The organism is Massilia sp. HP4, from assembly GCF_005222695.1.
Lineage (GTDB): Bacteria > Pseudomonadota > Gammaproteobacteria > Burkholderiales > Burkholderiaceae_D > Telluria.
The window spans coordinates 1-21,039 of sequence record NZ_STGG01000038.1 but is presented as its reverse complement, the minus strand read 5'-3'; the positions used below and the strand labels follow the sequence as shown (position 1 = coordinate 21,039).

The 21,039-nt window shown below is 66.3% G+C and carries 20 protein-coding genes; 15 read left to right on the top strand and 5 right to left on the bottom strand.

Annotated elements, in window-relative coordinates; translation table 11 throughout:
- The 9 genes from cyoB (at position 1) to E8M83_RS13660 (ending at position 9,129) form a co-directional block, all read left to right on the top strand.
- Positions 1 to 2,010 (top strand): cytochrome o ubiquinol oxidase subunit I, encoded by a 2,010-nt coding sequence (cyoB, locus tag E8M83_RS13705; protein WP_137173903.1) that lies wholly within the window; start codon positions 1 to 3, stop codon positions 2,008 to 2,010.
- Positions 2,003 to 2,641: a cytochrome o ubiquinol oxidase subunit III gene (gene cyoC, locus E8M83_RS13700; protein WP_137173902.1), complete on the top strand. Its 639-nt coding sequence runs from the start codon at positions 2,003 to 2,005 to the stop codon at positions 2,639 to 2,641. The genes cyoB and cyoC overlap by 8 nt, the downstream gene beginning before the upstream one ends.
- Positions 2,638 to 3,015 (top strand): cytochrome o ubiquinol oxidase subunit IV, encoded by a 378-nt coding sequence (cyoD, locus tag E8M83_RS13695; RefSeq protein WP_137173901.1) that lies wholly within the window; start codon positions 2,638 to 2,640, stop codon positions 3,013 to 3,015. Before cyoC ends, cyoD begins: the two co-directional genes overlap by 4 nt.
- On the top strand, positions 3,016 to 3,843 hold the full coding sequence (locus E8M83_RS13690) for an SURF1 family protein (protein WP_137173900.1): 828 nt from the start codon (positions 3,016 to 3,018) through the stop codon (positions 3,841 to 3,843).
- 49 nt (positions 3,844 to 3,892) lie between these two features.
- A complete protein-coding gene (locus E8M83_RS13685) occupies positions 3,893 to 5,251 on the top strand; it encodes an ATP-binding protein (RefSeq protein WP_137173899.1) in 1,359 nt (452 codons plus the stop codon).
- Positions 5,238 to 5,777: a response regulator transcription factor gene (locus tag E8M83_RS13680; RefSeq protein WP_137173898.1), complete on the top strand. Its 540-nt coding sequence runs from the start codon at positions 5,238 to 5,240 to the stop codon at positions 5,775 to 5,777. Before E8M83_RS13685 ends, E8M83_RS13680 begins: the two co-directional genes overlap by 14 nt.
- Positions 5,778 to 5,792: 15 nt before the next feature.
- Positions 5,793 to 6,218, top strand: a complete 426-nt coding sequence (locus tag E8M83_RS13675; RefSeq protein WP_137173897.1) for a cytochrome c family protein — start codon at positions 5,793 to 5,795, stop codon at positions 6,216 to 6,218.
- 570 nt (positions 6,219 to 6,788) lie between these two features.
- Positions 6,789 to 8,021 (top strand): cation:proton antiporter, encoded by a 1,233-nt coding sequence (locus E8M83_RS13665; RefSeq protein WP_137173896.1) that lies wholly within the window; start codon positions 6,789 to 6,791, stop codon positions 8,019 to 8,021.
- Positions 8,008 to 9,129: a YbdK family carboxylate-amine ligase gene (locus tag E8M83_RS13660; protein ID WP_137173895.1), complete on the top strand. Its 1,122-nt coding sequence runs from the start codon at positions 8,008 to 8,010 to the stop codon at positions 9,127 to 9,129. The genes E8M83_RS13665 and E8M83_RS13660 overlap by 14 nt, the downstream gene beginning before the upstream one ends.
- A gap of 3 nt (positions 9,130 to 9,132) precedes the next feature.
- Here the strand turns inward: E8M83_RS13660 and E8M83_RS13655 are convergent, their stop codons facing one another.
- Complete coding sequence (locus E8M83_RS13655; RefSeq protein WP_137173894.1) at positions 9,133 to 9,633, bottom strand: MarR family winged helix-turn-helix transcriptional regulator; 501 nt, start codon at positions 9,631 to 9,633, stop codon at positions 9,133 to 9,135.
- Positions 9,634 to 9,734: 101 nt separating this feature from the next.
- Here E8M83_RS13655 and E8M83_RS13650 point away from each other — a divergent pair, with 101 nt between their 5' ends.
- Positions 9,735 to 12,548, top strand: a complete 2,814-nt coding sequence (locus E8M83_RS13650; protein ID WP_137173893.1) for an EAL domain-containing protein — start codon at positions 9,735 to 9,737, stop codon at positions 12,546 to 12,548.
- A gap of 85 nt (positions 12,549 to 12,633) precedes the next feature.
- Positions 12,634 to 15,114 carry a penicillin-binding protein 1A gene (locus tag E8M83_RS13645; RefSeq protein WP_137173892.1) on the top strand — a complete coding sequence of 827 codons (2,481 nt, stop codon included), beginning with the start codon at positions 12,634 to 12,636 and terminating at the stop codon, positions 15,112 to 15,114.
- On the opposite strand, the gene E8M83_RS13640 is transcribed toward E8M83_RS13645, so the two are convergent.
- On the bottom strand, positions 15,041 to 15,640 hold the full coding sequence (locus E8M83_RS13640; RefSeq protein WP_137173891.1) for a M23 family metallopeptidase: 600 nt from the start codon (positions 15,638 to 15,640) through the stop codon (positions 15,041 to 15,043). The genes E8M83_RS13645 and E8M83_RS13640 overlap by 74 nt on opposite strands.
- Before the next feature lie 208 nt (positions 15,641 to 15,848).
- On the opposite strand from E8M83_RS13640, the gene E8M83_RS13635 reads away from it, so the two are divergent.
- The gene (locus E8M83_RS13635) at positions 15,849 to 16,607 is read left to right on the top strand and encodes a class I SAM-dependent methyltransferase (protein ID WP_137173890.1); all 759 of its coding nucleotides are present in this window, start codon (positions 15,849 to 15,851) and stop codon (positions 16,605 to 16,607) included.
- A gap of 21 nt (positions 16,608 to 16,628) precedes the next feature.
- Here the strand turns inward: E8M83_RS13635 and E8M83_RS13630 are convergent, their stop codons facing one another.
- Both E8M83_RS13630 and E8M83_RS13625 read right to left on the bottom strand, forming a co-directional pair.
- Complete coding sequence (locus E8M83_RS13630) at positions 16,629 to 17,468, bottom strand: glucose 1-dehydrogenase (protein WP_137173889.1); 840 nt, start codon at positions 17,466 to 17,468, stop codon at positions 16,629 to 16,631.
- A gap of 100 nt (positions 17,469 to 17,568) precedes the next feature.
- The gene (locus E8M83_RS13625) at positions 17,569 to 17,745 is read right to left on the bottom strand and encodes a DUF3606 domain-containing protein (protein ID WP_137173888.1); all 177 of its coding nucleotides are present in this window, start codon (positions 17,743 to 17,745) and stop codon (positions 17,569 to 17,571) included.
- Between the two features lie 172 nt (positions 17,746 to 17,917).
- On the opposite strand from E8M83_RS13625, the gene E8M83_RS13620 reads away from it, so the two are divergent.
- From E8M83_RS13620 to E8M83_RS13610, 3 genes are read left to right on the top strand one after another with little or no spacing between them, the layout of a single operon-like run.
- Entirely contained in the window at positions 17,918 to 18,238 is a 321-nt protein-coding gene (locus E8M83_RS13620) for a thioredoxin family protein (protein WP_137173887.1), read from the top strand.
- The gene (locus E8M83_RS13615; protein WP_137173886.1) at positions 18,235 to 19,533 is read left to right on the top strand and encodes an MFS transporter; all 1,299 of its coding nucleotides are present in this window, start codon (positions 18,235 to 18,237) and stop codon (positions 19,531 to 19,533) included. The genes E8M83_RS13620 and E8M83_RS13615 overlap by 4 nt, the downstream gene beginning before the upstream one ends.
- The gene (locus E8M83_RS13610; RefSeq protein ID WP_170976802.1) at positions 19,530 to 20,012 is read left to right on the top strand and encodes a GNAT family N-acetyltransferase; all 483 of its coding nucleotides are present in this window, start codon (positions 19,530 to 19,532) and stop codon (positions 20,010 to 20,012) included. The genes E8M83_RS13615 and E8M83_RS13610 overlap by 4 nt, the downstream gene beginning before the upstream one ends.
- On the opposite strand, the gene E8M83_RS13605 is transcribed toward E8M83_RS13610, so the two are convergent.
- Positions 20,000 to 20,803 (bottom strand): YdiY family protein, encoded by an 804-nt coding sequence (locus tag E8M83_RS13605; protein WP_137173884.1) that lies wholly within the window; start codon positions 20,801 to 20,803, stop codon positions 20,000 to 20,002. The genes E8M83_RS13610 and E8M83_RS13605 overlap by 13 nt on opposite strands.
- Positions 20,804 to 21,039: the final 236 nt, after the last annotated feature.

The following is a 21,039-nucleotide window of genomic DNA, read 5'->3' as shown; positions in this document are numbered from 1 at the left end:
ATGCAAGAATCATTCGACTTGACGAAGTTCATCTTCGGTCGGCTGGGCTGGGACGCGATCCCGTTCCATGAGCCGATTCTGATCGCTACCTTCGCAGGCGTGATCGTCGGCGGTCTGGCCCTCATCGGCCTGATCTCCTACTTCCGCGTGTGGGGCACCTTGTGGCGCGACTGGATCACCAGTATCGACCACAAGAAAATCGGGATCATGTACATGATCCTGGGCCTGATCATGTTCCTGCGCGGCTTCGCCGACGCGCTCATGATGCGCGCACAGCAGGCGATCGCCTTCGGCGACAATGCCGGCTTCCTGCCGCCGCACCACTACGACCAGGTCTTCACCGCCCACGGCGTGATCATGATCTTCTTCGTGGCGATGCCGTTCGTGACGGGCCTGATGAACTACGTTGTGCCGCTGCAGATCGGCGCGCGCGACGTGGCTTTCCCGTTCCTGAACAACTTCTCGTTCTGGATGACCGCCATGGGCGCAGTGCTCGTGATGGCCTCCCTGTTCGTGGGTGAATTCGGCCGTACCGGCTGGCTGGCGTATCCGCCGCTGTCGGGCATCCTGGCCAGTCCCGGCGTCGGCGTCGACTACTACATCTGGTCCTTGCAGGTGGCGGGTGTCGGTACGACCTTGTCTGGCGTGAACCTGATCGTCACCATCATCAAGATGCGCGCTCCGGGCATGGACCTGATGAAGATGCCAGTGTTTACCTGGACCTCGCTGTGCACCAACATCCTGATCGTGGTGACCTTCCCGATCCTGACCGCCGTGCTGGCCATGCTGGGCATGGACCGCCTGCTCGACACCGCGTTCTTCACGAGCGACCGTGGCGGCAACCCGATGATGTACGTCAACCTGATCTGGATCTGGGGCCACCCCGAGGTGTACATCCTGATCCTGCCGGCCTTCGGCATCTTCTCCGAGGTCGTCTCGACCTTCTGCGGCAAGCGCCTGTTCGGGTACACCTCGATGGTATACGCGACCTGCGTCATCATGGTGCTGTCGTACCTGGTCTGGCTGCACCACTTCTTCACCATGGGTTCGGGCGCCAGCGTCAATGCGTTCTTCGGCATCACTACGATGATCATCTCGATCCCGACCGGCGCCAAGATCTTCAACTGGCTGTTTACCATGTATCGCGGCCGCATCCGTTTCGAACTGCCGATGATGTGGACGATCTCGTTCATGCTGACCTTCGTGATCGGCGGCATGACCGGCGTCATGCTGGCCATCCCGGCGGCCGACTTCGTGCTGCACAACTCACTGTTCCTGATCGCCCACTTCCACAACGTGATCATCGGCGGTGTCGTGTTCGGTATCTTCGCGGGCCTGAACTACTGGTTCCCGAAAGCCTTCGGCTACAAGCTGGACCGTTTCTGGGGCCTGGTCTCGTTCTGGCTGTGGTCGATCGGCTTCTGGGTCGCGTTCACCCCGCCGTACATCCTGGGCTTCATGGGCTACACCCGTCGCGTGAGCCATTTCGACGATCCTTCGGTGCAGTGGCTGTTCCAGATCTCGTTCCTGGGCACCCTGATGATCGCCGGCGGTATCGGCGCGCTGCTGATGCAGATCTATGTCAGCTATCGCGATCGCAACACCGCTCGCCTGCGCGACTTCACCGGCGATCCATGGGAAGGCCGTACGCTGGAATGGGCGACCTCGTCGCCACCGCCAGACTACAACTTCGCGTTCACGCCAGTGGTGTACGACAACGACACCTTCGCCGACATGAAGAAGAACGGCTACCGTCGTCCGCTGAAGGACTTCGTGGCGATCCACATGCCAAAGAACACCGGCGCCGGCATCATCATCTCCGCGCTTGCGTGCGCGGTCGGCTTCGGCATCATCTGGCATATGTGGGCGTTCACCATCGTGGCATTCGTCGCCATGATGGCCGCGATCATCATCCATACCTTCAACTACAAGCGTGACTACTACATCCCGGCCGAAGAAGTGGCCCGGACCGAAGAAGCGCGTACCCGTATGCTGGAAAGCCATGTCTGAACTTAACGCATCTGTAACCGGCGGCAGCGTCGCCGACGACGTGAGCGGACGTTACATCGTCCGCGAACACCACCCGGAGCAGGGCACGCTGCTGGGCTTCTGGCTCTACCTGATGAGCGACTGCCTCATCTTCGCGTCCCTGTTCGCCACCTATGCGGTGCAGGGCCGTGCCTATGCGGGCGGTCCGACCGGGGCCGAGCTGTTCGAACTGCCGCTGATCGCGCTCAACACCGCGTTCCTGCTGGTGTCGTCGCTGACCTTCGGCTTCGCCATGATCGCGGCGCAAGCCAAGAACCTGGGCAAGGCCCGCATGTGGCTGGCCGTGACCGGTATCCTCGGCCTGGCCTTCCTGTGCGTGGAAATCTATGAGTTCCAGCACCTGATCCACATGGGCGCCGGTCCCCAGCGTTCGGGCTTCCTGACCGCGTTCTTTGCACTGGTCGGCACCCACGGCCTGCACGTGACGTTCGGCATCATCTGGCTGGTGACCTTGTTCTTCCAGTTGGGCAAACACGGCCTGACCCCCGAGAACTTCCGTCGCCTGTCGTGCCTGTCGCTGTTCTGGCACTTCCTGGACCTGATCTGGATCTTCGTCTTCACCTTCGTCTACCTGATGGGAGTCCTGCCATGAGCGACCACCACGACCACGGTCATCATGACCACGACGTCCATGTGACGCACTACAGCCAGAAGGATTACCTGGTCGGCTTCGCGCTGGCCGCCATCCTGACCATCATCCCGTTCTGGCTGGTGATGGGCAATGTGCTGGCGCCCGAGACGACCAAGTGGGTCATCCTGGCCTTCGCGGCAGTGCAGCTGATCGTGCAAATGATTTACTTCCTGCACTTGAACTCGAAGGCGGAAGGCGGCTGGAACATGATGGCGCTGATCCTGACCATCGTCATCCTGGTCATCGTGATGGCCGGTTCGATCTGGGTCATGCATCACATGAACACCAATATGATGCCTGGCATGGGTCCGAACAACACCCACGACATGACCTAAATGGCAGTAGTGCACGAACAGCCGGCAGGGCCGGCGGGTTTCGCCCAATCGCCTCGGCGCTCCGCCTTCGTGCGGCGCCTGCTGGCGGTGGCGGCCTTGTTGCTGTTCGTGCTGTTCGCCGGTCTGGGGACCTGGCAGGTGGTTCGCCTGCAATGGAAACTGGACCTGATCGAACGCGTCGACGCACGCGTTCATGCGGATCCCGTTGCGCCGCCGGCGGTGGCGCAATGGCCGCACGTCTCGAAAGAGTCCGACGAATACCGGCGCGTACGCCTGTCGGGCCACTATCTCTACGAATTGACCACGCCGGTCCAGGCTTTATCCGAACTTGGCGCCGGTTTCTGGCTGCTCACGCCGTTATGCACGGACGAGGGCCACATCGTTCTCATCAACCGCGGTTTCATCCCGTCCAGCGGCGATATCGCGACCCGCTATCCCGCCCGCAAGGCCGGCGCCGGTGCCTGCGCCGCAAGCCCGGGCGCGCGGGTGGAAGTCACTGGCCTGCTGCGCATCGCCGAGCCCAAGAGTGGTTTCCTGCGCGATAACGATCCCGTGGGCAACCGCTGGTATGCACGCGAAGTGGGCGCCATCGCCGCCGCGCGCGGTCTCGATGGCGCGCCGGTCGCGCCGTTCTTCGTCGATGCCGGCAAGGGCCAGGATCCGAAGGAAGCGCCAGAGACCGCCGTCGGCGGCCTGACCGTCATTTCCTTCCCAAATAATCACCTCGTCTATGCGCTCACTTGGTATGCTCTCGCCCTCATGGTGGCTGCGGCCGTGTGGTGGATCGCCCGTCACGAGGCGAAGCGCGGCAGCGAGTCCGACGACTGAGACGGTGCGCGGATCGGCATGGCCGACCCGCCGGATATAACGGTTCCCAATGCAATCACCGCTGGATTTCTTCGCCAGGGCGGCGCGTTCGTCGCCGTCCGCCGCCGCCGCGAACGTGGAGTTCGCGGCCGGCCACAAGAATATGCTGCAGCTGATCGAGCTGCGCTGGATCGCCGTCATCGGCCAGATCACCACCATCGCCTCGGCGATCCTGATCTTTCACATCGAACTGCCGCTGGTGCACATGCTGCAGGTGCTGGCCTGCCTGATCGCCTTCAACGTCGCCAGCCACCTGCGCTGGCACGAACGGCGGCCGGTGTCGAACGGCGAGATGTTCCTGGCGATCCTGGTCGACGTCTCGAGCCTGACCGTGCTGCTGTACCTGTCCGGCGGCACCACCAATCCGTTCGCCTTCTTGTACCTGCTGCAGGTGATCGTCTCGGCCGTGCTGCTCGACGTGCTGTGGACCTGGATCATCGTGGTCGTCACGATCGCCTGCATGGCCGGTCTGGCCATCTACGCCCAACCGCTCGCGCTGCCGTTCGACCATGCGCGCGGCATCGGCAGCCTGTACGTGCAGGGGCTGCTGGTGTGCTTCGCCCTGAACGCGGCGCTGCTGGTGATGTTCATCTCGCGCATTTCCGACAACGTGCGCGACAAGGCGACCCAGCTGGCCGCGCTGCGCCAGCGCGCCGCCGAAGAAGAACATATCGTGCGCATGGGTTTGCTCGCCAGCGGGGCGGCCCACGAACTGGGCACGCCGCTGTCCACCGTCTCGGTGATCCTGGGCGACTGGAAGCGCATGCCCGCCTTGCGCGACGACCCGGAACTGCTCGAAGAGCTGACCGAGATGCAGACCCAGCTCAAGCGCTGCAAGGCCATCGTCAGCGGCATCCTGCTGTCGGCCGGCGAGGCGCGCGGCGAATCTGCCGAGCGCACCACGGTCGGCCGCTTCCTCGACCGCCTGGCCGAGGACTGGGAGGCCAGCCGTCCGGTGCGCACCTTCATCTACAATAACCGGATCGGCGAGCACCTGCCGGTGGCCAGCGATTCGGCGCTGCGCCAGACCATCGACAACCTGCTCGACAATGCGCTCGAGGCCTCGCCCGACTGGGTCTATATGGACGCCCACATCGACGAGCGCACCCTGGTGGTGACGGTATTCGACCGCGGCCCCGGATTTGCGCCCAGCATGCTGGCCAATTTCGGCAAACCATACCACTCGACCAAGGGTAAACCCGGCGGCGGCCTCGGGCTGTTCCTGGCAGTGAACGTGGTGCGCAAGCTTGGTGGCACGGTCACCGCCCGCAACCGGCGCCAGGACGAGGACGGCGGGGCCGCCGTGACCATACGCCTGCCGCTGGCGGCCATCGAACTCGAAGAGGAAACAGACGATGCAGAATCCTGAGCCGCTGCTGCTCATCATCGAAGACGACGAAGCGTTCGCGCGCACCTTGAGCCGCTCCTTCGAGCGGCGCGGCTACCGCGTGCTGGGCGCTGCCAGCCTCGACGAGGCCCAGGCGGTGCTGGCCCAGCATAACCCAGGCTACGCCGTGGTCGACCTGAAACTCAAGGGCAATACCTCGGGCCTGGCCTGCGTGCAGCTGCTGCACGAACACGACCCGGACATGCTGATCGTGGTGCTGACCGGCTTTGCCAGCATCGCCACCGCGGTCGAGGCGATCAAGCTGGGCGCCGTCCAATACCTGGCCAAGCCGTCCGATGCCGACGATATCGAGGCCGCCTTCGGCCACGTGGCGGGCAGTGCCGACGTCGAGGTCACCAACCGCTCGACCTCGATCAAGACCCTGGAGTGGGAGCGCATCCATGCCGTGCTGGCCGAGACCGATTTCAATATCTCCGAAGCGGCGCGGCGCCTCGGCATGCACCGGCGCACCCTGGCGCGCAAGCTCGAGAAGCAGCGGGTCAAGTAGATGGGCAACCGGGGAATGAGGCTTGGCCTCGCGCTGGGCATGCTGCTGGCCCTTGGCGGCTGCGGCCGGACCGGCGACGCTGCCGTAGCGTCGGCTGGCGGCGAACCGTCGGCGGCCCGGGTCGAGGCCGGGCGCAAGCTGTTCGCGCGCTGCGCCGGTTGCCACGAAGTCGGGCCGAACGCCGGCAATATCTTCGGCCCGCAGCTCAATGGCGTTCTCGGACGCAAGGCGGGCAGTGCGGCAGGTTACAGCTATTCGCCGGCATTGAAAGAATCGGCGCTGGTGTGGGATGAACGGAACCTGGCCGCCTTCATCCGCGATTCGGAGGCAGTCATACCCGGCAACAAGATGCGCTTCATGAATTTCATGAGCGAGCAGCAGGCGGGAGAGATCGTGGCCTTCCTCGCCACGCAGGACGGGCCGGCGGCGACGGCGCGATGACGCCGGCTGGTCCAGCCGGCCGGGCAGCAGTGCCAGGCCGAGATCAGGACGCCATGCGGAAGGCCATGACGGCCGCCACCAGCCGCTGCGGCGCATCGAAACGCACGCCAACAAAAGCCCCGAGCACCAGCGCGGCGCCCGCGACAAGGCTCCACCATCCCGCCTGCAGCCATTCCGGCAGTGCGTCCGCTGTGCCTCCGGTGTTTCATCCATGTTAATATTTTCCGCCGCACAGTGTGCGTACGGAAGGCTAGAAAACACGGATTCCCACCCTGGCGGGCGGGTAGGGGAGCGTATCGCCCGTCTGTACATTCGCACAAATAGGGTTGCCACGATTATACTTTTCGGGCAGTATAGACGAGTGGCGACCGGCAGCGTCCGGATGCCCGATCAGCGATGAGGCGGCTCAACCCGTTTCTTTTCGTCCCCCGCATCCGTCGGGGGGCTTTTTTCGACCTCGCGGCGTAGCGTTCCCACATCTGCCGCGCCTGGCGCTCCCCGCGCCAAATCGGACCATTGTGCCTGTGCGGCTCCCTGCCGCCGATCGGCGCGTCCCACCGGAGATTTTGGATGAGCGAGTTGCTTTCACTCACGCATGCGCTGGCCTGGCCGCTGGCGCTGACGCTGGCCTGGATGGCCGGCGAGCTGCTGTACCGCTGGGCCAACGTGCCGCGTATTTCCATCTATGGCCTGTGCGGCTTCGTGTTCGGCAACCTGTCGAGCGGCTACCTGCCGCCGGCCCAGGCCGATAACTTCATGATGCTGGCCAATCTGGGTTTCGGCCTGATATTGTTCGAGCTCGGCTACCGCATCAACCTGCGCTGGCTGCGCACCAATCCCTGGCTGCTGCTCACCTCGCTGTTGGAGGCCGGCCTGACCTGGGCGGCCGTGTATTACGTCTCGCGCATCTGCGGCCTTGCCGTGCTGCCGGCCTGCCTGCTGGCGGCGCTGGCCATGGCCAGCTCGCCGGCCGGCCTGCTGCGCATCGTCAACGAGCAGGGCGGGGGCGGCCAGGTGACCGAGCGCGCCATGCACCTCACCGCGCTGAACTGCGTGCTGGCGGTGTTCGTGTTCAATGTGACGGTCGGCTTCGGCGTGTTCCAGACGTCGGGCGACGTGGTTCACGCCAGCTGGACCGGCCTGGTGGTGCTGGCCGCCTCCAGCGGCCTGGGTGCGGCAATGGGCTACCTGCTGCCGCTGTGGCAGCGCATCGCCGGCCACGCGCGCTCCAATTCGACCCTGACCTTCGCGGTCTTCGTGTTCCTGCTGGTGGCGATCACCCACGTGCTGAAACTGTCGCCGGTGCTGGCCGCGCTGACCTTCGGCCTGGTGGCCCGCCACCGCCGCGTCACCCTGAGCCCGGCCCAGCGCAATTTCGGCGCCCTGGGCGACTTGCTGACCGTGCTGCTGTTCTTCTTTGTCGCGACCACCATCGCCTGGCAGCCGACCGCCGAGGGCCTGATGCTCGGCCTGCTGCTGCTGCTGGTGCGCGCCATGGTCAAGGTGGCCGTGTGCACCGCCACCGCCCGCGTGTCGGGCATCTCGGCGCGCAAGGGCGCGCTGACCGGGGTGGCGATCATGCCGCTGACCGTGTTCGCCATCATCCTGATCGAGCAGACCCGGCGCTCGGGCGTCGACCTGTTCGACACCCTGGCCCCACTGGCGCCGCTGGCGGCGATGGCCATGATCCTGGAGGTGCTGGCGCCGATCCTGACCCAGATCGCCCTGCGCGGCGCACGCGAGTCGGGCCTGGCCAAATACAAGAACGCAGAAAAGAAGGAGGACCAGGATGCCGCTGCCTGAATTTGCCCGCTCGGAACCGCTGACCATGGGCGTGGAGCTCGAGCTGCAGCTGGTCGGCCTGTCGGATTTCGACCTCGCGCCGGCGTCGCCCGACATGCTCGACCTGCTGGCGCGCGCGCCGTTCCCGGGCGCCGTCACGCCCGAGATCACCGAGAGCATGATCGAAATCAACAGCAGCATCCACACCGGCTATGCGCCGCTGGTGGACGAGCTGCGCCTGATCCGCGACACCCTGCTGCGCGCCGGCGATCGCCTGAATGTCGGCGTGTGCGGCGGCGGCACCCACCCGTTCCAGCAATGGACCGAGCGCCGCATCTACGAAAAGCCGCGCTTTCGCGAAGTCTCGGCCTTGTACGGCTACCTGGCCAAGCAGTTCACCGTGTTCGGCCAGCATGTGCACATCGGCTGCGGCAGCGGCGACAACGCGCTGTACCTGCTGCATGCGCTGAACCGCTACATCCCGCACTTCATCGCCCTGTCGGCCTCGTCGCCCTTCCTGCAGGGGAGCGACACCCAGTTCCATTCGTCGCGCCTGAATTCGGTGTTCGCCTTCCCGCTGTCGGGCCGGGCGCCGTTCCTGCTCAAGTGGGAGGATTTCGAACGCGATTACTTCAAGCGCATGGAAGACACCGGCATCGTGCGCAGCATGAAGGACTTTTACTGGGACCTGCGCCCGAAGCCCGAATACGGCACCATCGAGCTGCGCGTGTGCGACACGCCGCTGACGGTCGAGCATGCGGCGGCACTGGCCGCCTACCTGCAGGCCCTGTGCAGCTATCTGCTCGAAGGCAACGAAGCGCCGCCGCGCGAAGACGATTACCTGGTCTATAACTACAACCGCTTCCAGGCCTGCCGTTTCGGCCTGGACGGCAATATCGTGCTGCCGCAAGAGCACCGGCCGGTCCTGCTGCGCGACGACATCCTGGCCACGCTGGCGCGCATCGCGCCGCATGCCGAAAAGCTCGGTTCCGGCGCGGCGCTGGCCTACCTGGCCCAGGTGACGAAGGCGGTGGGCGACGCCGAGCAGCTGCGCATCGTGCACGAACACGAGGGGAGCGTCGAGGCGATGGTCAATCTGGCCTTGGGGAAATTCCGCGGCGAGGTCTGAAGCTCAGGAATGGCTCAACGGAATCTTGCCCGCCGCTTCGTCCGCATCCAGGCGGGCGATCAGCGTCGCCAGGTCCTGTTCCAGGCGCAGCAGGGTAGCTTCGTCCAGGGTCGCCAGCGCATTCGGCAATACCCCGGCCAGCGGGGCAGGTGCACGGCGCAGCACTTCCTGGCCGGCGGGCAAGATGCGCAGGGCGACGCTGCGCCGGTCCGATCCTTCGCGCGCCGCGGCCACGTAGCCACGCTCGACCAGCCCGCGCACCAGGTTGCTGGCGGTCGACTGGTGGATGTCCATGGCGCGCCCAAGGCTGGTGGCGCCGATCCCGGGCTGGCTGTCGATCACCGACAGCGCCCAGACCTGGGCGCCGCCCAGCCCCGAATCGCGCTCGAGCTGGCGGAAATGGGTCTTGACGGCATTGAAGACGATGCGGAACTGGCGCAGCACGCGCTGGGGCGGGGCGTCGGCGGGCAGCAGCAGGGGTTCTGGATGGGGTTCGGGCGGCATGGGCGAGATGATAATGCAACCGGCCGGAAAGCGGGGCCGGCCGCGATTCTTTTTTAGATCCCGGGCCCCCTGAAAACGCCGTTCTGCGCTAGCATCGATTCATGCGCAATGCATCCGCCAGTCCTGGTGTCCCGGGTCGCGGCCTGTCCCGGGCCGCGCTGGGCACTTGTCTGCTCGGCCTGCTGCTCACCTCCCTGCTGTGCGGCGCGGTGCGCAAGATGGAATTCGACCGCACCCAGGCCGAGTTCGACCAGCGCGCCGTGGTGCGCGTGGCCGCCGTCACCCGCGCCTTCGCCGAGGCCACCGATGCCGCGCGCGCCGTCAACCTGTTCTTCCGCGCTTCCGAGGACATCACGCGCGCGGAATTCGATTCCTTCGCCCAGCCGCTGGTGGCGCGCCACGGCTACCTGCAGGCGCTGGTGTTCCAGCGCTTCGTCGGCCAAGCCGGGCGCGCCGCCTTCGAGGCGCAGCGCGGCGCGTTCTGGCCGGGTTTCGAGATCCGCGAGCGGGTACGCAGCGGCGCCTCCGGGCTGAGGCGGGCCGGTGTGCGCGAGCGCTACCTGGTCAACGACTACGTGGCGCCGATCGTCGGCAACGAGGTCACCTTCGGCTACGATGCCTGGTCGAATGCGCCGCAGCGGGTCTATACCCAGCGCGCGATCGACACCGGCGAGCCGGCCGCCAGCCCCATCATCGACCTCCTGCAGGGCGGTGGCGCGCGCCACGGCGTCCTGATCACCCTGCCGGTCTACCGGCCCGGCATGCGGCCGCTCGAGACGGCGTTGCGGCGGGCGACGGTGGTCGGCACCACCGAGGTGGTGATCGACGTCGGCCTGCTGGTGGGCGGCACGCTGGAATCGGTGCGCCTGCTCGACGACGACAACTTCGCGCTATCGCTGCGCGGCCCGGACGCGCTGGGCAATATCGTCACCGCCTACCAGCACGGCACCCTGGCCGCGCCCGTCGGCTGGTGGGAAAACGTCCTTGATCGCATGAACCTGCGCCATGTGGAAGCCTTCGAGATCGCCGGCAGCCCGTGGCAGGTGGTGGTTCAAGAGCAGCCGCCGGCGATCGGCAATCACATGGCCGAGATGGTCGCGATGGTGCTCGGCCTGATCCTCAGCTTCGCCGCGGCCGGCCTGGTCCAGCAGCGGGTGGCGCGCACGCGGCGCATCGAAGCCCTGGTCGAGCAGCGTACCGTGGCGCTCGAACGGGCCACGGGTTCGCTGCGCCTCTACGAACGGGCGATGGAGGCGAGCGCCAATCCGATCCTGCTGGTCGACGCCCGGCAGCCGGGCTATCCGATCGAGTACGCCAACCCTGCCTGCGAACGCACTTTCGGCTATCCGGCGCGCGAACTGGCCGGCCAGCCGCTCAAGCTGCTCGCCGGCCAGGACGACGACCAGCCGGCGCTGGACGACCTGCGCCTGGCGCTGCGCCAGCAGCGCGAGGACCATGCACTGGTCACCTTCCACACCAGCGACGGCGCCGAGCTGATCGGCGACGTGTACGTTGCGCCGGTGCGGGGCGCCGACGGCCAGGCCGGGCATTTCGTGGTCACCATCTACGACGTCACGACCGCCAAGCGCTACGAGGCCGAACTCGAACGCCATGCCCACTACGACACGCTCACCGGCCTGGCCAACCGCGCGCTGCTCAATGACCGCATCGAGCGCGCCATCGGCAACGCCGGCAACGTACCGGTATGGACCGTGCTGCTCGATTTCGACCACTTCAAGCTCATCAACGACACCCTCGGCCGGCGTGCCGGCGACGAGGCATTGCGCATGCTGGCCGGCCGCATCAAGGGCACGCTGCGCCCGGTCGACACCGCGGCCCGGGTCGGCGGCGACGACTTCGTGCTGGTGCTCGTTGGGGTGGCGGACGAGCGCCAGGCCGCGGCCCGCATCCAGCAGGTGCGCGAAGCAGTGGCCGAGCCGATCCAGCTCGCCGGCCAGCGCCTGGTGCTCAATTGCAGCGCCGGCGTGGCCGCTTTCCCGGCCGACGGCCTCGATGCCGATACCCTGGTCAAGCATGCCGAGATCGCGATGTACCGCGCCAAACAGGGCGGGCGCAACGGGGTCCAGTTCTACGCGCCGCACATGAACGCCCAGGCCTTCGACCGCCTGGCCCTCGAGAGCGCGCTGCGTCACGCGCTGCAAGACGAACAATTCGAGCTGCATTTCCAGCCCCAGGTCGACCTGGCCACCGGCCGCGTGGTCGGCACCGAGGCGCTGATCCGCTGGCGCCATCCCTTGCTGGGCACCGTGCGTCCCGACCGTTTCATCGCCCTGGCCGAAGAGACCGGCTTGATCGTCCCCATCGGGGCCTGGGTGCTGCTCGCCGCCTGCCGCCAGAACCGGCGCTGGCAGCGCGCCGGCCTGGGCCCACTGCGGATCGCGGTCAACCTGTCGGCGCGCCAGTTCGCCGAGCCCGACCTGGTCGACACCGTGGCCCGGGTGCTGGCCGAGACCGGCCTGCCGCCGTCCTCGCTCGAGATCGAGCTCACCGAAAGCATGATGATGGCCGACGCCGACGCCGCCATCCACACCATGGAATGCCTCAAGCGGATGGGCGTCAAGCTGTCGATCGACGACTTCGGCACCGGCTATTCGAGCCTGCAATACCTCAAACGGCTACCCGTGGACGTGCTCAAGATCGACCGCTCCTTCGTGCAGGACATCGTGGGCAACCCGGACGGCGCGGCCCTGGTCGACGCCATCATCTCGCTGGCCCACGGCCTGCGCATGCAGGTGATCGCCGAGGGCGTGGAGACGATCGAACAGCTCGACTACCTGCGCGGCTGCGGCTGCGACGAGGTGCAGGGCCACGTCTTCAGCCGCCCGCAGCCGGTGGAACGGGTCGAGGCGCTGCTGCGCGCCGGCCGCGTCGAGCCGGCCACCAGCCTCGCCTGACGCCCATCCCCTGTCGTGCCGTGGCCGGCGGCGCGGTCGGCTATACTTGCCGCACATTGATTGTTTGACAGGGCAGGTAGATCGAGTGGACCAGGAACACGACAACGAGAACACGGAAACCGCGGGCGCCGCGCCATCCGTGCAACAACGCATCGCGCTGGCCGCCCGGCGCCTGTGGGCCGGGGCCGGGCGCCATGCGGCGGCCCTCAAAAGCGGCGCCGGCCAGCGCCTGCATGGCCGGCCGTTGCCGGTCAAGCTGGCCCTGTTGTCGCTGTGGAGCCTGGCCGCCGGCCTGATGGCGATCCTGGCCTGGCTCCTGATCCTGATCCCGTTCACGCCCGGCATCGACGACCTGGAACAGGCCAGCCGCTCGCGGCCCTCGGTGATCCTGGACGCCGGCGGGCGGGCGCTGGGCACCTTCGAGCAGGGCCTGCAGGAGCGGGTCAAGCTGTCGCAGATTTCGCCGCACGTGGTCCAGGCCCTGGTCTCGACCGAGGATCACCGCTTCTACCAGCACCACGGCGTCGACTTCAAGCGCGTGGCCGGCGCGCTCTGGGCCAGCGTGAACGGCGACCCGCAGGGCGGCTCGACCATCACCCAGCAGCTGGCGCGCAATATGTTCCCGCAAGAGATCGGCCGCGCGCGCAGCGTGAGCCGCAAGATGAAGGAACTGATCACCGCGATCAAGATCGAGAACACCTACAGCAAGACGCAAATCCTGGAAGCCTACCTGAACACGGTGCCTTTCCTGTACAACGCGTATGGCATCGAAATGGCCTCGCGCACCTATTTCGGCAAGCCGGCGCAGAGGCTCGACGTGCTCGAATCGGCCACGCTGGTGGGCATGCTCAAGGGCACCCACTATTACAACCCAGTGGCCAATCCCGAGCGCTCGCTGGCGCGCCGCAATGTGGTGCTGGGCCAGATGCGCAAGCACGGCGCCTTCGACGACAAGCGCTACGACGCCCTCGTCAAGCGCCCGCTGCGCCTGCGCTTCGCGCGCCTGCCCGACCGCAGCGGCAAGGACAACCATTTCACCCACCACGTGCGCAAGTGGCTGCTCGACTGGGCCGACGAGAATGACTACAACCTGCAGCTCGACGGCCTGGTGGTGCGCACCACGCTCGATCCCGAGCTGCAGGCGGCGGCCGAGCGCGCGGTGCGGCGCCAGGCCGACATCCTGCAGGCGATCGCCGACGTCGAATGGGCCAACCCCAATGTGCCGCGTTCGACGGCGACCGCGACCTATACATCGCTGCGGCCCAACATCGACCCGTTCTCGTATTACTGGATCACCCATGCGCGCGAGCTGGACGCCTTCGTGCGCGAGACGGGCGCCTACCGCAATGCGGTCGAGGGCGGCGAAGAGCCTGCTGCGGCGCTCAAGCGCCTGAAGGGCGAGCGCGGCTTCATGAATGAGCTCAAGAGCACGAAATCGCGCCTGGAAGCGGGTTTCGTTGCCATCGATCCGGCCAGCGGGCAAGTAAAAGCCTGGGTCGGCAGCCGCGACTTCGAGCGCGACCAGTACGACCACGTGGCCCAGGCCTCGCGCCAGCCGGGATCGACCTTCAAGCCTTTCGTTTATGGCGCGGCGCTGGAACGCGGCATACCGGCCGACCAGGCCTACCGCGACGTGGTGCTCGAATTCCGCGGCGACGACGGCAGCGTGTGGAAGCCGACCGATATGGACGGCAATAGCGGACGCTCGATGCCGATGCGCGACGGCCTGGTGTTTTCCAAGAACACGATCACCGCCCAGGTGAGCCAGGAAATCGGCCTGCAGCCGATCGTGCGCCTGGCCCAGGGCCTGGGCATCCGCGAGAGCCGCCTGGAAGCCGTGCCGTCGCTGGCCCTGGGCACCAGCCCGGTCACCTTGCTGGAGATGGTCAGCAGCTATGCGACCATCGCCGCCCTGGGCGAATACCACAAGCCGATCTTCGTCAGCCGCATCGAGGACCGCGAGGGCAATGTGATCGCCGACTTCGGGACCGGCCAGCCGGAACGCGCGATGTCGCGCGAATCCGCCGAGGCCCTGGTCGACATGCTGCGGGGCGTCGTGACCCGCGGCACCGGCAACGGCGTGCGCAGCCGCTTCGGCATTCGCGGCGACCTGGCCGCCAAGACCGGCACCAGCCAGAACAACCAGGACGGCTGGTTCATCATGATGCATCCGAACCTGGTGGCCGGGGCCTGGGTGGGCTTCAACGACAACCGCGTTACCATCCGCAGCAGCTACTGGGGGCAGGGCGGCCACAATGCGGCGCTGGTGGTGGGCGACTTCTTCCGCGGCGCTTTCGACGCCGGCAGCCTGGACGCCAAGGCGACCCTGCCCGGCTGGCGCCCACCGCCGCCGCCGCCGCGCTACATCGAGGAAGAACCCGAGGAAATCTTCATCGACGAGGCGCTGGAAGTCACTCCCGAGGCCGGGCCGGAACCGATCGAGCCGGTGCTGCCCGCACCGGTGGAGGCGACCGAACCGTTCGAGGCAGCGCCTAGCGCGCCGCCGACTGGCGTCCCGACCCCGTCGGGCGATCCGCTTCCGCCGCCAGTGCCGTCGGCGCCGTGATCGCGGCCGGATCGGCTTTCAAGAGCGGATAGGGATTGATGGCGCCATCGGTGTCGTAGATGCCGTAGTGCAGGTGCGGCGGCGTGCCCTTGGCGTTGCCGGTGTTGCCGACATAGCCCAGCACCCGGCCGGCCTCGATGCGCATGCCGGCCTCGACGTCCGAGTAGCTGTCCAGGTGGGCATAGTAATGCCGCTGGCCGCCCGGACCCAGCACCCACACCACCAGGCCGCCGAGGCGGTTGGTGCCCACATTCGTGACGATGCCCTCGGTGCTCGAGAGCACCGGGGTGCCGCGCCTGGCGAAGATGTCGATGCCCTCGTGCTTGCGACCTTCGCTGCGCGCGCCGCCCCAGGTGTCGCGCAGCGCGCGCTGGCGCACGTCCTCGACCGGCACCGGCAGCGCCAGGGGCTTCGGCATGGCTGCCAGGCGCATGGTGTAGAGGGCCCGTTCGATATACGGTTCCAGCAGGCCATATCCCAGCACGAGGACGACGGCGACGAAGAGACTGCGCAGGAAAATCGACATGGTGGCTCCGTGGGACTGATGGTCATGCTATCCACTTGGGGGCGCTTGCGCCCATTCACAGGCTATCCGGGCCCGACCTGGACGGTGGACCTGGCGGCGCCGCAGGCATCGCTGTAATCAATTGTCGGAAATATGTAACTCCTACTAGTCGGTATCTATTGCCGCAGATAAACTGTTCCGCTGACTGAGGACACAGGGAGCAGGCGCGATGGACAGGAATGTGAAGGGAGAGCTGGTCGGCAGCAGGACGCCGGCCCAGCTCGAAAACGATCGGCGCTTCAAGGAAGTGGCCCTCAAGCAAATTGGCGATAGCGGCGAAAACTGGGCGGTCCACAGTCTTGCGATCATGAAGCGCAATGCGCTGGCCCGCGTGCTGTACCTGAACGACCTGTACCGGGAAATCGTCACCGTGCCGGGCGTGATCTGCGAGTTCGGCGTCCAGTGGGGGGCCAGCCTGGCGGTGCTGCTCAACCTTCGCAATATGTACGAGCCCTATAACGTCGAGCGCTTCATCTACGGGTTCGACACCTTTGCCGGCTTTGCTTCGGTGCACGAGAAGGATGGCGCCGAGGCAAAGGTGGGCGACTATGCTTCCATCGACAACTACGAAACGACGCTGGCCGAGATCCTCGGCTACCACGAGTCGATCTCGGCGTTCCAGCATCAGCGCAAGTTCGAATTGATCAAGGGCGACGCCACCCAGTCGGTCGACACCTGGCTCGACCAGCATCCCGGCGCCACGATCGCCCTCGCGATCTTCGACATGGATGTGTACGCGCCGACCAAGGCCGTGCTCGAGAAGATCAAGCCGCGCCTGACGAGCCGCTCGATCCTCGTCTTCGACGAATTCACGCACCAGAAATTCCCGGGTGAGGTGCAGGCGGTGAGGGAAGTCTTCGACATGCGGGACGTCGAGTTCACGCGCAGCATTCACCAGAGCCACGTGGCGATCATGAAATTCCGCTGATGCCGGCGGACCCGCCAGGCCTCAAAGGATAGGCGTGCCGCCCGTGACGGCAATGCGCGCACCCGAGATATAGCTTGCTTCATCGGACGCCAGCATCACGAATACCGGCGCCACTTCCTTTGGCTGGCCGGCGCGCTTCATCGGCACCTGGCTGCCGAAGTTCTCGACTTCTTCCGGCGGCATGGTGGATGGGATCAGCGGCGTCCAGATCGGACCCGGAGCCACCGAATTGACGCGGATGCCTTTCCCGGCCAGCAGCTGGGCCAGGCCGGCGCTGAAATTGGCGATCGCGCCCTTGGTCGTGGCGTAAGGCAGCAGGGTGGGTTTCGGATTATCCGAGTTGATGGAAGTGGTGTTGATGATCGACGAGCCCGGCGCCATATGCTTCACCGCCGCCTTGCAGAGGTGGAACATGGCGGTGATGTTCACCTTGAAGGTGTAGTCCCATTCGTCGTCCGGGATCTCGTCGAGCGAGTCGTGCGACATCTGGAATGCGGCGTTATTGACCAGCACGTCGATGCGGCCGAACTCGGCCACCGCCTTGTCGATGATGGAACGGCAGTGGGCGCGGTCGGCGATATCGCCCGGCACCAGGATGGCGCGGCGGCCCGCTTCCTCGACCAGGCGCGCGGTTTCTTGCGCGTCGTCGTGCTCGTCCAGGTAAGAAATCAGGACGTCGGCGCCTTCGCGCGCGAAGGCCAGCGCGACCGCGCGGCCGATGCCGCTGTCCCCGCCGGTGATCACGGTGGCCTTGTCCTGCAGGCGGCCAGAGCCGCGGTAGCTGGTTTCGCCATGGTCGGCTTGCGGGGTCAGGTCGGCTTCATGCCCGGGCGGTTGCTGCTGTTGCTTCGGTACTTCCATCGTTGACTCCGTTTTAATGGATTGCATGGGGAGAGCGCGGACCAGCCCAGGGCTGGTCCGCGCGATCGAACCGGTATCGATGCGAGGGTTTGCGGGGGATTCAGCGGCCCAGGTGTTCGCGCACCGCGCTGGCGCTCACGCCGACCTGTTCGACGGCGCGCTGCAATTCTTCGCGGGTCACGCCGAGGGCTTCGGTCCAGTAGCGGACCTCGTGCTCTTCGTGCATATTGATGCGGCTACGATCTTGCTGGCCGCGTTTGCTCAAATCATCCGACATGATGTGCTCCTTGTGAGACGGTGAGACACAGGGTGACAGCCTCGGGCGGCGGTTTCCGTTAGCTGCCACACGCTCGGGCGCCATCGGCGGCGCGTGACCGGCGCCGGGCATGCCATGCGGCCAAATTTGAGGTACGCTTGCGCTATTCGAATAGCAATAACAAGGAGATCCCATGGCCGCACCCTATGCAAGCTCCCAGCCTGAACGTAGCGCCATCGACGCTGCCGCAGGCCTGGTCGCCCTCGATTTCGGCGCCAACTGGTGCGGCTATTGCCGCGCCGCCGAGCCGCTGATCGACCAGGCACTGGCCGACTATCCCGCCGCGCAGCACATCAAGGTCGAGGATGGTCCGGGCCGCCCGCTGGGCCGTTCGTTCCGCATCAAGCTGTGGCCGACGGTCGTCGTGCTCAAGGATGGCCATGAGGTCGCGCGCGTGGTGCGCCCGACCGGCGCCGACGCCGTCCGCGAGGCGCTGGCCCAGGCGGGTGCATGAGCGACGCCGTCCTGGATCCACCGGCGTCCGCCAACAAGCCCCGTACCGTCCTGTTTGCAAGCCTGATCGGCACCACGATCGAGTTCTACGATTTCTATATCTATGCCACCGCCGCGGTGCTGGTGTTCCCGCGCCTGTTCTTCCCGGCGGCCGACCCCGGCGCCGCCATGCTGCAGTCGCTGGCGACCTTCGCCATCGCCTTTTTCGCGCGGCCGGTGGGTTCAGCCCTGTTCGGCCACTTCGGCGACCGCGTCGGGCGCAAGGCGACCCTGGTCGCGGCCCTGCTCACGATGGGCATCTCGACCATCCTGATCGGCATGCTGCCGACCTATGCCCAGATCGGCGTCGCCGCGCCCTTGCTGCTCGCGCTGTGCCGCTTCGGCCAGGGCCTGGGCCTGGGCGGCGAATGGGGCGGGGCGGTGCTGCTCGCGACCGAGAACGCGCCGCCGGGCAAGCGCGCCTGGTACGGCATGTTCCCGCAGCTCGGGGCGCCGATCGGCTTCTTCCTGTCGGGCGGCGTGTTCCTGCTGCTGGGCGAAATGATGAGCGACGAAGCCTTCTTCGCCTGGGGCTGGCGGATTCCCTTCCTGGCCAGCGCCCTGCTGGTCGGGGTGGGCCTGTACATCCGCCTGAAGATCACCGAGACGCCCGACTTCCAGAAAGTCCTGGACAGCAAGGCACGGGTCAAGGTGCCGGTGGTGGCCGTGCTGCGCGACCACCGCCGCGCGCTGGTGCTCGGCACCCTGATTGCGCTGTCGACCTTCGTCATCTTCTACCTGATGACGGTGTTCGCCCTGAGCTGGGGCACGGCGCAACTGGGCTTCACGCGCCAGCAATTCCTGGTGTTGCAACTGGTGGCGGTGGTGTTCTTCGCATTGACGATTCCGCCCTCGGCACTGTTGGCCGACAGGCGCGGACGGCGCACCGCCATGATGCTGGTCAGCGCCGCGATCGCCGTGTTCGGCCTGCTGTACGGCCCCCTGTTCGGCGCCGGCGGCTGGGTGGCGGTCACCATCTTCATGGTGCTCGGCATGTGCCTGGTCGGGTATACCTACGGTCCGCTCGGCACCTTGCTGGCCGAGCTGTTCCCGGCCGAGGTGCGCTACACGGGTGCGTCGCTGACCTTCAACTTCGCCGGCATCCTCGGCGCCTCGGTGGCGCCGTATATCGCGCTGTGGCTGGCGACCAACTACGGGCTCGAGTTCGTCGGCTATTACCTGAGCGCCGCCGCCCTGGTCAGCCTGGCGGCCCTGGCGCTGGCCAAGGATCTCGTGCCGTCCGCCGCCGCCAGGTGAGCCGGCGCTGCTTCGGCCGCCTCGGTGCGCGCCTCCCCGGACCGGCCGACGCGGCCTTCCTGGACGCGCTCTACCTCGATGCCCGTCCCGATCTCGGCGCGCTGCCGGTCCCGCGCAGTGTGATCGAGGGCATCGCGCGGCACCAGCGCCGGCTGCAGGTCGAAGACTACGCGCGGCGCTATCCCTTGTGCGAGACCTGGCTGCTGCTGGAGGAGGAGCGGCCGGTGGCGCGCGTGGTGCTGGACCGATCGGGTGGCGTGCTGCGGGTGGTGGACCTGTCGGTGGCGGCATCGGCGCGGCGGCGTGGCGTCGCGCGCACCGTGCTGCATGCGCTGCAGGAGGAGGGGACCGCCATGGCCTTGCGTGTGCTGACCGTTAACGCGGCGGCGCGCGCATTGTATGCAAAACTCGGATTCACGCTCCAGCGCAGCGAACCCGCCGCGCTGGAACTCGGCTGGAACCGCGGTCAGAACGAATAGACCATCGTCAGCGAAGTCTGGGTATCGGTGTTCTTCTTGTCGTCGGGGACGTTGCTGTCGTTGCGCACGCTGAAGCCGGCCTTCATCTGCATGCTGCCGTTGATCTTGGTGCTGAGCGAGGTCTCGGCCACCGAGTGGGTGTTGCCCGTGCCTTTCTCGACGCTGACGGTCTGGGCGAAGAAGGCGGACGGGCTGACCTGCCAGCGGAACTGGGCCGCGCTACGCACCGTCATGCCTTTTTCTTCTTCGTCGTTGTCGCGTACGCCGACCGAATAACCGGGACCGATCTCGACGTCGAGCGTCTTGTCGGGCGCCGTGTACCAGCGCGAACCGTAACCGATGCCGAGCGTCGAATAGCGGGTGTAGGCGCCGAACTTGTCGTCGGTGTGGGAGGCCAGCACGAAGGCGCGGCGGCCGTCGCCCAGGAGCTTGAGCGAGGCCTTGGCCGAGGTGGCCCAGCGCTGCGCCGAACGGCTCTTCTGGCGCTCGCCAAAGTCGTCCTCGTACTCGTCTTCCTTGAAGTAGCCGCTGGCGATGAATTCGTGGCTCCAGCGCGTGGTCTCGTGACGGGCGTCGATCTTGCCGGTGACCGAGGTGCCGTTGGTATTGCCCGAGGTCGTGATCGCGCCCAGCTCGGCGGAGGTGAACCAGCCGCCATCGGGAATCGCCGGCATCGCGACCGCCAGCGGGGCATGGACATCGCCAATTTGTGGAAGGTCGGGAGCGGCAAGCGCCACACCCGGGATGCCGGCCAGGGCCAGCGCCAGGATCGAATAAGGTTTCATCAGCATCAGTGGTAAAGCCGCGAGTTGGCGGACATTGTAACGCAAAGACAGTGCAATGCGATGCAATCAGGAATGAACCGGCCGCTGTTTAGTGGATGGCGGCGCGAACGACCGGTCGTTTTTAAAGGCGATGTCACCGTTATCTATGGATGAAGCTGATCGCGATGCGCAGCAATTGCTCTACAGAAGTAACTCGCCCACCATCGAGTGCCCACCGCCAACCCAGGTAATTGGGCAGGCGC

Bases quoted from the DNA above. Each gene is read 5' to 3' on its own strand.
- E8M83_RS13630 (WP_137173889.1), bottom strand. From the start codon at position 17,468: ATGGAAGTACCGAAGCAACAGCAGCAACCGCCCGGGCATGAAGCCGAC.
- E8M83_RS13685 (WP_137173899.1), top strand. From the start codon at position 3,893: ATGCAATCACCGCTGGATTTCTTCGCCAGGGCGGCGCGTTCGTCGCCG.
- E8M83_RS13605 (WP_137173884.1), bottom strand. From the start codon at position 20,803: ATGCTGATGAAACCTTATTCGATCCTGGCGCTGGCCCTGGCCGGCATC.
- cyoD (WP_137173901.1), top strand. From the start codon at position 2,638: ATGAGCGACCACCACGACCACGGTCATCATGACCACGACGTCCATGTG.
- E8M83_RS13620 (WP_137173887.1), top strand. From the start codon at position 17,918: ATGGCCGCACCCTATGCAAGCTCCCAGCCTGAACGTAGCGCCATCGAC.
- E8M83_RS13625 (WP_137173888.1), bottom strand. From the start codon at position 17,745: ATGTCGGATGATTTGAGCAAACGCGGCCAGCAAGATCGTAGCCGCATC.
- cyoB (WP_137173903.1), top strand. From the start codon at position 1: ATGCAAGAATCATTCGACTTGACGAAGTTCATCTTCGGTCGGCTGGGC.
- E8M83_RS13640 (WP_137173891.1), bottom strand. From the start codon at position 15,640: ATGTCGATTTTCCTGCGCAGTCTCTTCGTCGCCGTCGTCCTCGTGCTG.
- E8M83_RS13615 (WP_137173886.1), top strand. From the start codon at position 18,235: ATGAGCGACGCCGTCCTGGATCCACCGGCGTCCGCCAACAAGCCCCGT.
- E8M83_RS13665 (WP_137173896.1), top strand. From the start codon at position 6,789: ATGAGCGAGTTGCTTTCACTCACGCATGCGCTGGCCTGGCCGCTGGCG.
- E8M83_RS13690 (WP_137173900.1), top strand. From the start codon at position 3,016: ATGGCAGTAGTGCACGAACAGCCGGCAGGGCCGGCGGGTTTCGCCCAA.
- E8M83_RS13650 (WP_137173893.1), top strand. From the start codon at position 9,735: ATGCGCAATGCATCCGCCAGTCCTGGTGTCCCGGGTCGCGGCCTGTCC.
- E8M83_RS13655 (WP_137173894.1), bottom strand. From the start codon at position 9,633: ATGCCGCCCGAACCCCATCCAGAACCCCTGCTGCTGCCCGCCGACGCC.
- E8M83_RS13680 (WP_137173898.1), top strand. From the start codon at position 5,238: ATGCAGAATCCTGAGCCGCTGCTGCTCATCATCGAAGACGACGAAGCG.
- cyoC (WP_137173902.1), top strand. From the start codon at position 2,003: ATGTCTGAACTTAACGCATCTGTAACCGGCGGCAGCGTCGCCGACGAC.
- E8M83_RS13635 (WP_137173890.1), top strand. From the start codon at position 15,849: ATGGACAGGAATGTGAAGGGAGAGCTGGTCGGCAGCAGGACGCCGGCC.
- E8M83_RS13675 (WP_137173897.1), top strand. From the start codon at position 5,793: ATGAGGCTTGGCCTCGCGCTGGGCATGCTGCTGGCCCTTGGCGGCTGC.
- E8M83_RS13660 (WP_137173895.1), top strand. From the start codon at position 8,008: ATGCCGCTGCCTGAATTTGCCCGCTCGGAACCGCTGACCATGGGCGTG.